Source organism: Senegalia massiliensis (assembly GCF_009911265.1).
In the GTDB taxonomy this organism is placed as follows: domain Bacteria; phylum Bacillota; class Clostridia; order Tissierellales; family SIT17; genus Anaeromonas; species Anaeromonas massiliensis_A.
On the sequence record NZ_QXXA01000017.1, the window covers coordinates 1 to 12,074 of the forward strand.

11 protein-coding genes and 2 riboswitches are annotated in these 12,074 nt (G+C 27.1%); of the genes, 8 read left to right on the forward strand and 3 right to left on the reverse strand.

The annotated features are described in order from the left end of the window. Positions 1 to 683: CapA family protein (locus tag D3Z33_RS14060; protein ID WP_160198413.1), on the forward strand; the 683-nt coding region annotated here is incomplete at its 5' end. Between the two features lie 67 nt (positions 684 to 750). Here the strand turns inward: D3Z33_RS14060 and D3Z33_RS14065 are convergent. Together D3Z33_RS14065 and D3Z33_RS14070 are read right to left on the reverse strand one after the other, a co-directional pair. Beyond that, positions 751 to 1,437, reverse strand: a complete 687-nt coding sequence (locus D3Z33_RS14065; protein ID WP_160198414.1) for a VCBS repeat-containing protein — start codon at positions 1,435 to 1,437, stop codon at positions 751 to 753. A gap of 428 nt (positions 1,438 to 1,865) precedes the next feature. Further along, entirely contained in the window at positions 1,866 to 2,399 is a 534-nt protein-coding gene (locus D3Z33_RS14070; RefSeq protein WP_160198415.1) for a cupin domain-containing protein, read from the reverse strand. 223 nt (positions 2,400 to 2,622) lie between these two features. On the opposite strand from D3Z33_RS14070, the gene splB reads away from it, so the two are divergent. Then, the gene (gene splB / locus D3Z33_RS14075) at positions 2,623 to 3,636 is read left to right on the forward strand and encodes a spore photoproduct lyase (protein WP_160198416.1); all 1,014 of its coding nucleotides are present in this window, start codon (positions 2,623 to 2,625) and stop codon (positions 3,634 to 3,636) included. A gap of 32 nt (positions 3,637 to 3,668) precedes the next feature. Continuing rightward, on the forward strand, positions 3,669 to 4,073 hold the full coding sequence (locus D3Z33_RS14080; RefSeq protein WP_160198417.1) for a sigma factor: 405 nt from the start codon (positions 3,669 to 3,671) through the stop codon (positions 4,071 to 4,073). 156 nt (positions 4,074 to 4,229) lie between these two features. Here the strand turns inward: D3Z33_RS14080 and D3Z33_RS14085 are convergent, their stop codons facing one another. Then, positions 4,230 to 4,763, reverse strand: coding sequence for a DUF6512 family protein (locus tag D3Z33_RS14085; RefSeq protein WP_160198418.1), 534 nt, complete (start codon positions 4,761 to 4,763; stop codon positions 4,230 to 4,232). Between the two features lie 137 nt (positions 4,764 to 4,900). Here D3Z33_RS14085 and D3Z33_RS14090 point away from each other — a divergent pair, with 137 nt between their 5' ends. The 5 genes from D3Z33_RS14090 (at position 4,901) to purF (ending at position 12,073) form a co-directional block, all read left to right on the forward strand. After that, entirely contained in the window at positions 4,901 to 5,254 is a 354-nt protein-coding gene (locus D3Z33_RS14090; protein WP_160198419.1) for a DUF4870 domain-containing protein, read from the forward strand. Between the two features lie 128 nt (positions 5,255 to 5,382). Next, positions 5,383 to 5,484: riboswitch (purine riboswitch) on the forward strand. A 158-nt stretch (positions 5,485 to 5,642) separates the two neighbouring features. Then, positions 5,643 to 6,326: a phosphoribosylaminoimidazolesuccinocarboxamide synthase gene (locus tag D3Z33_RS14095; protein WP_160198466.1), complete on the forward strand. Its 684-nt coding sequence runs from the start codon at positions 5,643 to 5,645 to the stop codon at positions 6,324 to 6,326. Continuing rightward, positions 6,316 to 6,417, forward strand: a riboswitch (purine riboswitch). Its footprint overlaps the gene before it by 11 nt. Positions 6,418 to 6,547: 130 nt before the next feature. Continuing rightward, a complete protein-coding gene (locus D3Z33_RS14100) occupies positions 6,548 to 10,222 on the forward strand; it encodes a phosphoribosylformylglycinamidine synthase (RefSeq protein WP_160198420.1) in 3,675 nt (1,224 codons plus the stop codon). A gap of 12 nt (positions 10,223 to 10,234) precedes the next feature. Further along, a complete protein-coding gene (gene purE, locus D3Z33_RS14105) occupies positions 10,235 to 10,714 on the forward strand; it encodes a 5-(carboxyamino)imidazole ribonucleotide mutase (RefSeq protein ID WP_160198421.1) in 480 nt (159 codons plus the stop codon). 12 nt (positions 10,715 to 10,726) lie between these two features. Beyond that, on the forward strand, positions 10,727 to 12,073 hold the full coding sequence (purF, locus tag D3Z33_RS14110; RefSeq protein WP_243153520.1) for an amidophosphoribosyltransferase: 1,347 nt from the start codon (positions 10,727 to 10,729) through the stop codon (positions 12,071 to 12,073). Position 12,074 lies beyond the last annotated feature (1 nt).

Sequence of the window (12,074 nt, forward strand, 5' to 3'; positions counted from 1 at the left end):
AAGAAGAGTATAGAGCATTTATATTAAAAGAAAAGAATGATATTACATTATCATTTTTATCATATACTTATGGATTAAATGGAAATGATAGTAGATTAAACTCTAACGAGTTAGATAATATGGTTAATTTAATTGATGAGGATAAAATGCAAGAAGATATCAAAAAGGCTAAAAATGTATCAGATAAAGTAGTGGTTTTTATACATTGGGGTAATGAATATAGTAGAGAACCAAGTGAATCTCAAATGGAATTAGCAGATAAAATGTTTGAGTGGGGAGCAGACATTATATTAGGTAGTCATCCTCATGTTATTCAAAGATCAGAAATAATAAAGAAAAATGGGGAAAATAAATTTATAATATATTCAATGGGAAATTTCATATCAAATCAAAGAAGAGAAACTCTACCAAACACTAGGAATAATATTTATACAGAAGATGGTGTGATTGTTAATATTGATTTTAAAAAGGATTTAGAGACTAATGAAGTTATAATAGAGGATATAAGATATATTCCTACTTGGGTACATAAGTATCCGGAAAATGGTAAAGATGAATATAGAATACTTCCTATAGCAGATTTTATAGATGATAATACTTTGTCAAAAGCAACAATAGAAAGATTAAAAAATTCGCATAAACAAACTATGGATTTAATGGAGAAGATAGAGATAGTAGAATAATTTAAGATATATTGTAATTTTTTAAGGAACACGTTTAAAAATGGTATTTAGGATATCCTAAATACCATTAAATATTTGCACCATTAATAGCTACATATTGATTGAAAACATCAAACTTTTTACCAGACCATTGTAATCCAGTTTGAATATAACCTAAGGAATCAGCATTATATAATCCGGCGATTCTTTGATATCCTATAAGTTCATATATACCATCTAAATCAAAATCTATAGGATAAAGTCCACTTAATGGATTCACAAAGCCTTCTATTTCAGATTTAAGTTTGCCATTAGAATCATAAATTTCATTTAAATATTCTTGCCCTTTATATGATATATCAATTATATATTTAATTTTATCTGTAATATTTATAACATCAACTTTATAAAAATCTTTATATATTACTTTATATTTATAAGTTTCATTGAATATATTATAATCAAATAATAATTTAGGTATATTATTTATAGCTGAATATATATAGTAATACATAAATCCTCCACTTCCACCAGATGCAATACTTATTAGTATATCTTTTACTCCATCTCCAGTGAAATCTCTAAGGGTAATAGTAGGTTCATATCCAGAATCAGATTTAAATGATACATAATTTCTCATACCTGTTTTACCATCTTGAATTACTAAAGTAATGTTTTGTACAAATGGACTGTCTATAGTTTTTATTCCAGTCAAATATATATTATCAGGTATCCTATCACCAGTTACATCTCCACGTGCATATGAAATTATCATAAAAATTCCTCCAAATAATTTGATTTTATAATATTATATGATTCTATGAATTATATGTGATGAGATGAACTAAATTGAATATTATATTTTGTTTAGTTATAATATAATAAAATATGTATAATGGAAAGTAGTGATTTAATTGGCACCATTTATAAAATGTTTACTTTGTGATTCTAAAACAAACTTATTTAAGGTTTAAAAAGGTGGAAGTATATCTTGTATGACTAATTTGTATTATGATAGTATAGATTTTGATAGTTGGTATTATAAAAATGACAATACTCATGTGTTTTTTTATCATAAAAAAGGTTTGGAATGGATAAAAATAAATTTGACTTTTTAAATATAAAAATTGATAATAATTTTATAAAATTTACAAATAAGAACTGATTAGTCATATGACTAATCAGTTCTTATTTGTAGTATTTTTATTCATCAGCCTCAGCATCTGATTTAGTCTTGTGAATAGTACCATATGGATGTTGTGGAGGTGCATAAATAGAATATAATTTAATCGGTTCACATCCTGTGTTAATAAGGTTATGCCATTTTCCTGCAGGTATTATAAATGCATAATCATCATAAACTTTTTTTCTGAAATATAAATTATCTTTTTTATCTCCCATTAATACAAGTCCTTGACCTTGCTCTATTCTTACGAATTGATCAAGATTTGGGTGAATTTCCAATCCTATATCTTCTCCAGGCTTTATCTCCATTAGAGTTAATTGTAAATGTTCTCCTGTCCATAAGGCAGTCCTAAAGTTATTATTTTGTTTAGTTATATCTTCAATATTAACAACAAAAGGATTAGGACCATAATCTTTTAATTCATAATATTTGTCTTGATTTTTATCACCCATTGGATCATTCCAATAATTATAAGTATAGTTGTGATAAGGGTTATAATTATATGGTCTGGAACAATAAGGACATACATAATATCTATAATATTTATTCATATATTTCACTCCTTTCTTTATTGTATAAGATTATTATATGTAAAATAATAAAAATCGGTGATTTAGTACTATTTACTGTTAATATTGGTTACAGTATAATTTTATTAAGCCAAATACTTTTATGAATAAACTATATTTGATTAAATAAAATTTAGAATGATTATTTAATTATGGGAAAACCTATTGACATGAGTAAAAATATTAATATTGAGGTGATTTCATAATGTTTAAACCTAAGCAAGTATTATTTGAAAAAGATGCTTTAGAATATCCATTAGGGAAAGAAATATATGATAAGTTTAAAAAAGAAAATATTCAAATAGTTAAATTAAATGCAAATAGAGTACCAAGCATAAAGTCAGATGATTTAAAAGAAAAATACAGTAAAGCTAAACAAACGTTAGTAATTGGTGTAAGGAGAAGCTTTAAATTTCAAACATGTAAGCCATCAGCTCATTATCAATTACCTCTTGTAACTGGATGTATGGGACAATGTGAATATTGTTATTTAAATACACGATTTGGAAATAAACCTTATATAAGAACTTATGTAAATGTAGAAGAAATACTTAATCAAGCAAAAAAATATATTGAAAAAAGGGAAGGCATCACTATTTTTGAAGGTGCAGCTACTTCAGATCCTTTGCCAGTAGAACCTTATACTCATGGACTACAAAAATCAATTGATTATTTTTCTAGAATTCATAATGCTCGATTTAGATTTGTAACAAAATATGATAATATTAATAGTCTTTTAGATTTGGACCACAAAGGGCATACAACTATTAGATTTAGTTTAAACACTGAAAAGATTATAAAGAATCATGAACACTTTACTTCATCAGCAAAGAATAGAATCGAAGCTGCATCTAAAATATATAAAGCAGGATACCCTTTAGGATTTATCATAGCACCTGTATTTTTATATGATGGTTGGAAAAATGAATATAGAAAGTTGATTGAAGATATATCTAAAGCTATAGAACCTAATAATTCAAATGATATTACTTTTGAAGTTATATCTCACAGATATACACTTAAAGCCAAAGAAGTAATCACTAAAATATTTCCTAATACAACTCTCTCTATGAAAGAAGCAGATAGAAAGTTTAAATATGGTCAATTTGGTTATGGAAAATATATGTATACTAAGGAACAAATAAATGAAATAGAAGAATTCTTTACAAAAGAAATTAGTAGAATTTTTACAGACAAGAGTATTAAATATATTATTTAATACTCTAATATATTTAAAGGGGTCATAATTATATGCGAGAATTAGATGAGATGGTATTGAATATTGCAGATAGTCCTGAAAAATTCCATGATTTTATAAATAAATATGAAAATTTCATATTGAAAAGTGCCTCAAAAATCTCAAAAAAATACATATCAAAAAATGATGATGAGTGGTCAATTGCATTAGCAGGATTTTCTAAGGCTATAAAAGAATATGATTACAAAAAGGGGAGCTTTATTTCTTTTGCAGAATTATTAATACGTAGAAATATTATTGATTATTATAAAAAACAAAATAAATATAACTCAGAGATACAAGTTGAATGGATTGAAGATGCTGCAATTATGGAAAATAATTCAAATAACTTGAAGCTGGAAATTGAATCAATAACAGAAGTTTTTACAAATTTTAGAAGAAGCAAGAGAAAGAGCTGAAGAAAAAGCTGAAAGAGAAAGAGAGAAAGAAGAGGAAGCAAGAAAAAGGGCCGAAGAAAAAGCTGAAGAAAACGAAGATGAAGATTAAAAATGAAAAAAATTTAAAAAATAAAGCGTCAATCAATTGATTGATGCTTTATTTTTCGTTTCACAATACTAATATATTCCATATTTCTTAGTGTTATTATCCATAAATAAAGGAAGCTTAGGTGGAAAAAAAGTAAAAAAAGAAAGTATAAATCCAAATGATATAAACCCTATTAATCCTAAAATATTAGCTTTTTTATTTATACTTGTTTTTAGAACTTTAATACTTATTAATTGACATAGGATAGCACCTATTATAAAAGATGAGATATCAACTATAAGTGATGATTTATTGAAAACAAAGTGATAAGAATAATGTATAAGTAATATAGTAATTTCCATAGATAATATTCCTAGAAATTTACCAACAAAAAAACTATTAGTTTTAGTTTTTAGAAATTTATATTCTATAGGAATAAAAAATAATAGTGAAAAATATCCTAACTTAAGATGTTCCCAAACACTTTCGTTAACTGGTGAAAATAAGGCAACAAATTTTGAATTTCCTGACCATTCGTATGTAAAATGAAGCAAAGATCCTATTATTATAATCCAAAACATACCTATAATTTCCCACTTTTTAATTGGATCTAATTTATTCATATTTTTAATCTCCTTTCACTTTTAAAATATATTATATCCTTAATAATAATATTTATAAATTTATTATATGGAACTTTAAATATATTGATAGAATATCCTTAATAAGGGTATATATTTATGTATAAGGAGTGATAATTATGGATAATAATAAAAATCAAAAAACTTCTATTGGATTAGAACAAAATATTGCAGCAATGTTATCTTATATATTAGGTTTTATTACAGGAATAATATTTCTTCTAGTTGAAAAAGAAAATAAATTTGTGCGTTTTCATGCAATGCAATCAATAGTTGTTTTTGGTGCAATATTTTTAATAGGAGTAGTTATAGGATGGGTGCCAATAATAGGATGGTTAATAGGAGCTTTAAGCAGTCCTATAATCTTAGTTATATGGATTATACTTTTGATAAAATCATATAAAAATGAATGGTATGAATTCCCTATAGCTGGTAAGATAGCTAAAGAACAAGTTAATAAGATCAATTTATAATTATACATTAGATTAACAATATTAAAATATGAACTTTTATATAAAAGTTCATATTTTTTTGAGCAATATAATATATTTTTCAAAAATAGCTTGACTTATTTTAATATACTTGTTACTATCTAAGTATATTAAATAATCGAATAAATGCTCATATAAGTTCCATAATAAGGTTGGAACGTTTCTACTAGGTGACCGATAATCATCTGTCTATGAGCGAGAGTGTGCCTAGGGTTCCGAAGAATTTTCTTGCTGGTCCAAGCGGCACAAATACTTATAGTATTACACCGAAGGGATAAAAGCCCAGACGGGTAGGTTTCGCTCGAAACCTACCTGTCTGGGCTTTTTCAACTTTTATTTAATAAAAATGAAAATTATAGGAGGGATTATTATCAAGCTTATTTATAAAGGTAAAACTAAAGATGTACATGAATTAGATAGTGACAAAGTATTATTAAAATTCAAGGATGATGTTACAGGAAATGATGGAGTATTTGATCCAGGTGCTAATACTGTAGGACTTAGTATAGAAGGCATGGGTAATTTAGGATTAAGACTTACAAAATTTTTCTTTGAGAAATTAAATGATATGGATATTCCTACTCATTATGTAGATTCAGATTTAGATAATCAAAATATGACAGTATTAAAAGCTAAACCATTTGGTAAAGGTGTAGAAGTAATTTGCAGATACAAAGCTGTAGGGAGCTTTATTAGAAGATATGGTATGTATATAGAAGAAGGACAAGAATTAGATGCTTATGTAGAGATCACTTTGAAAGATGATGAAAGAAATGATCCTTTAATAACTGATGAAGCATTAGAAATGTTAAATATAATGACTAAAAAAGAATATGAAATTTTAACAAGTCTTACTAGAAAAATTAGTAAAGTAATAAAAGATGAACTTTCTAAAAAAGATTTAGAATTATATGATATAAAATTAGAATTTGGGAGAGTAGGTAATGATAATCACATAGCTCTTATAGATGAGATATCAGCAGGTAATATGAGAGTCTATGGAGATGGCAAATATATAGAACCATTTGAATTAGGTAAAATAATATTAAGTTAATAGAAATGCTCATATAAGTCTCATAATATGGTTGGGACGTTTCTACTAAATGACCGATAATCATTTGTCTATGAGTGAGAGTGTGTCTAGGGTTCCGAAAGCTACTTTGCTGGTCCAAGCGACACAGATACTTCTGTATTACACCGAAGGGATAAAAGCCCAGGCGGGTAGGTTTCACTCGAAATCTGCCCGTCTGGGCTTTTATCTTAAAGGAGGAAAATATGAAATATAGTAGAGTATTTATTGAAAAAAAACAAGGGTTTAATTCAGAATCTAAAAATCTTTTAGAAGAGTTTAAAAATTATTTAGAGATTAAAAGGTTAGAAGAAGTTAGGGTTATAAATGTTTATGATTTAGTAAATGCAAATGAGAAAGAGGAAAAAGAAATTATAGAAAAGTTTCTATATGAACCTGAAATAGATAATTTATATAAAGAATTAAATATTAGTGAAGATGAAAAAGCATTTAGAATAGAAGATTTAAAAGGGCAATACAACAAAAGAGAGTTTTTTTCAAATAAGCTTATAAATACTCTTTTTCCAGATAAAGATATAAAAATTTTGCAATCAAAAGTAATAATATTAAAAGGTATAAATGATGAAGAATTTAAGATTATTAAAGATTATCATATAAATCCAATAGAAGTAGCAGAGATTTTTTTAGATAAAGTTACTTTTATGGAGGAAAAAGAAAAAGCAAATGATATTGAAATAATAGATGGTTTTATAGATTTTAGTGAAGAAAAAATGAAGAAATTTAAAGCTAATTATGGTATAGGACTAGATTTAGAAGATTTATTATTTGCTAAAAAATATTTTAAAGATGAAAATAGAAATCCATCTATTACAGAAATAAAACTAATAGATACTTATTGGTCTGATCATTGTAGACATACTACATTCATGACAGAAATTAAAGATATAAAATTCAATGAAGGAAAATATAAGGAAGTTTTTGAAGAAGCTTTAAAGAAATATTTATCTTCGAGAAATTACACTTATGAAGATGAAGATAAAGCTATATCTTTAATGGATTTAGCTACTATAAATATGAAAGAATTAAAGAAAGAAGGACTTTTAGAAGATAAAGAACAAACAGATGAAGTAAATGCAGCAAGTATAGAAATAGATGTAGATATTGATGGTAAAGCTGAAAAATGGTTACTAATGTTTAAAAATGAAACTCATAATCATCCTACAGAAATGGAACCATTTGGAGGTGCTGCTACTTGTCTTGGAGGAGGCATTAGAGATCCACTATCTGGTAGAAGTTATGTATATCAAGCAATGAGAATTACAGGTTCAGCTGATCCTAGAAAAAAATATGATGAAACTTTAAAAGGAAAATTACCTCAAAGAAAAATAACTAAAACTGCTATGAAAGGATATAGCTCATATGGAAATGAAATAGGTGCAAGTACTGGATATGTAAGAGAAATTTATGATGAAGGATTTTTAGCAAAGAGAATGGAATGTGGTGCATTAGTTGCAGCTGCTCCTAAAGAATGGGTTTATAGAGGTAATCCAAGTGAGGGAGATTTAGTACTTTTAGTAGGTGGGAGAACTGGAAGAGATGGCCTTGGAGGAGCTGTAGGTTCATCTAAAGAACATACAGAAAAATCACTTCATACAAGTGGAGCGGAAGTGCAAAAAGGTGATCCTTCATTAGAAAGAAAGATAATAAGATTATTTAGAAAAGAAAATGTATCTAAGATGATAAAAAAATGTAATGATTTTGGAGCAGGAGGAGTAGGAGTTGCAATAGGAGAATTAGCCGATGGATTAACTATAGAATTAGATAATGTAAAATTAAAATATCCTGGTCTTGATGGAACTGAAATAGCTCTTTCTGAATCTCAAGAAAGAATGGCTGTTTTAATAGATAAAAATGATTTAGATAAATTTTTAAAAGAAACAAATAAAGAGGATTTAGAAGCTACTGTAATAGCTAAAGTTACAGAAGAAAGAATATTAAAAATGTTCTGGAAAGATAAAGAAATAGTAAATATTAAAAGGGATTTTTTAGACACAAATGGCATAAGAAAAAATACTAAAGTAGAAGTAGAAAATCCTTCTAATAATAGTTATTTAGAAGAAATTCCAAGTAAATTAAATAATAAATCCAAAATGGATAGTTTGAAAATGACTCTTAAAGATATCAATAACTCTAGTCAAAAAGGACTTTTAGAAAACTTTGATACTACAGTAGGAGGTACTACTGTACTGATGCCTTATGGAGGAAAATATATGTTAAGTCCTATAGAAGGAATGGTATCAAAAATACCTGTTCTAGAAGGTGAAACTTCTACTTGTTCCATAATGACTTATGGATATGAACCAAAATTAGCTAAATGGAGTCCATTTCATGGAGGATATTATTCAGTAATAGAATCTATTGCAAAAGTGGTAGCTTTAGGAGGAGATTATAGGAATATTAAACTAACATTCCAAGAATACTTTGAAAGATTAGGAGAAAATTCTATTAAATGGGGTAAGCCTTTTTCAGCTTTACTTGGAGCATATTTAGTTCAAAAGGAACTTGATATAGCAAGTATAGGTGGAAAAGATAGTATGAGTGGTACATTTGAAGACATTGATGTTCCACCTACACTTATAAGTTTTGGAGTAACAACTGAAAAGTTAGAAAATATCGTATCAAATGAATTTAAATATGAAAATAGCAATGTATTATTAATTCCTTTAGAAATAGATGATAAAGGTCTAATAGACTTTAAACAATTAAAAAATAATTATAGAAAAGTTAAAGAACTAATCCATAACAAAAAAATAAAAGCTATCCAAAGTATAAAAGAAGGTGGAATAGCTAGAACTATTTGTGAAATGGCCTTTGGAAATAAAATGGGATTTAAATTTAATGATATAGAAAAGGCAAAGTTATTCAGACCTTTATTTGGATCCTTAGTAATTGAAATATCCAAAGATGAAGATATAGAAAAATTATTTCAAGATGTAGACTATGAAATATTAGGTAAAACTATAAATGAAAGTAAAATTTATATAGATAATGATGATGAATCTATAGATGAACTTATAAATATATGGGAAAGTCCTTTAAAAGATATATTTCCTATAAAAAATAAAAATTTAAAAGAAAAAATAGAGATGAAAAATGATAAAAAAATCATATTTAAATCTAATAAATCCATAAAACCTAAAATATTGATACCTATATTTACAGGAACTCATGGGGAATATACTTTAGCTAATTCTTTTAAGGAAGCTGGGGGTGAAGTAGATACTTTTGTATTTAAGTTTTCTAATAAAATTAGTGTAGAAGATTCTTTTAAAGAATTCAGAAGAAGAATAGAGAAAAGTCAAATTATTGCCTTTCCTCATGGAGCTGTATTTGGTGGTGAACCTGAAACTGGTGGAAAACTTATTAAATATATTTTAAATGAAGATTATATAAAAGAAGAAATACAAAACCATTTAAATTTAAGAGATGGACTTATTCTTGGAATAGGTGATGGTTTTCAGGGACTTATTAAATCAGGTTTAATAGCTGATTCAGTAACTTTAGCAGAAAATGAAAGTGGGGAATTTATATCTACTACTTGCGATATAGTGGTAGAAAATGATTCATCTCCTTGGTTTAATTCTATGAATATAGGAGATATTTACACAGCACCAGTAGCTACAAAAGAAGGAAGATTAATTTTAACAGATGGAAATAATTTAAGTGAACAAATACCAACAACATTTTCAAATGAAAATCCTACTGGATCTTTAGGAAATATAGAATCCTTAACAAGTAAAGATGGAAGAATACTTGGAACAATTTCTTCTATTGATAGAATTCATAAGGATTTATATAAAAATATAGAAATAAAAGGAACACATAATATATTTAAATCAGGCGTTAAATATTTTGATTAGGAGGTAATGTAAATGAAAGTAAGCGTAATAATGGGAAGTATTTCAGATAAAGAGATAGCTAAAAAGACAATAGAAATTTTAGAGAAATTTAATATTGAATATGAGGTAAAGGTAATTTCAGCCCATAGAACACCAGATAAGGCAGTGGAATTTGTTAAAGATGCTGAAGAAAATAATACAGAAGTAATTATAGCTATAGCAGGTAAAGCAGCTCATTTAGCAGGAGTTTTAGCAGGACTTAGCACATTACCTGTAATTGGTATTCCTGCAAAATCATCTACTATGGATGGATTAGATTCTTTACTTTCAACAGTTCAAATGCCAAAAGGAGTACCTGTAGCAACTGTTGCAATTAATGGTGGAGAAAATGCAGGGTTACTTGCAGTACAAATGCTATCACTTAAATATCCAAAACTAAAAGAAGCATTAAAAGAATATAAAGTGGAATTAAAAAAACAAGTTGAAGAAATGAATGGATCTCTAAACTTTTAAGGGGGGATTATTTTGAGTGGTGTTTTAGGTATTTATGGAAAAGATATAGAAGAAATATCAGGGATGATGTACTATGGCCTCTATGCTCTTCAGCATAGAGGGCAAGTTAGTACTGGAATTGCAATAAATAATAATGGATTCATAGATTATCACAAAGATATGGGACTTGTAAATGAAGTATTTGAAAAAGAAATTTTAAATAGATTTAGAGGAAATATCTGTATTGGACATGTAAGATATGCTTTTTCAGATGAAGAAAAGAATAGAAAAAATACAGAACCTTTAGTAGTAGGATATAGAAAAGGCGCTTTAGCATTAGCACATGATGGTAAAATAGCAAATTATCTAGAGTTAAAAGACAAATTAGAAGATGATGGAACTATATTTCAAACAGATTTAGATGCAGAATTAATAGCCAATTTAATAGCAAGACATCATAAAGATGACTTAGAAGATGCTATAAAAAATGCCTTGGAGAAATTAAAAGGTTCTTTTTCAATAGCTATAATGACAAATGATAAATTAATAGGAGCAAGAGATTCTTTTGGTATCAAACCATTATCTATTGGAAAATTAAGGGATAACTATATATTATCTTCAGAAACATGTGCCTTTGATACCATAGGAGCAGAATTTATTAGGCATGTAGAGCCAGGTGAAATAGTAGTAATTGATGATGAAGGTATTAAAAGCATATATAAGAAATCTAAAAAAAGAGCTTTATGTTTATTTGAAAGTATATATTTTGCTAGACCTGATAGTGAAATAGATGGAAAAAGCATTTATCTATCTAGAATTAAAGCAGGAAAAACTCTTTTTAAAGAATCAAAAATAGATGCAGATATAGTAATAGGTGCACCAGATTCTGGAATTATCGCTGCAATAGGATATGCAGAAGAGTCAAAAATTCCATATGCAGAAGGATTAATCAAAAATAGATATGTAGGAAGAACATTTATTAGTCCTACAAAAGAATTAAGAGAACAAGGTGTAAAGATTAAATTAAATCCTTTAAAAGAAAATATAGTAGGTAAAAAAGTAATATTAGTAGATGATTCTATTGTGAGAGGAACCACAATAAAACAAACTGTAAAAATGTTAAAAGATTCAGGAGCAAAAGAAGTTCATGTAAGAATTGCATCTCCTAGAGTAACTCATTCCTGTCATTTAGGAATGGATACTCCAAATAAAGATAATTTAATAGGTGCAAATAAAACTCCTGAAGAAATAACAGAAATAATAGGTGCAGATTCACTATATTTCTTATCATTAGAAGGATTATTACAATCTGTAGGTGAAAATAATGGTTTTTGTAAAGGGTGCTTTACAGGTAATTACCCAATAGAAAGGATGGATTAAT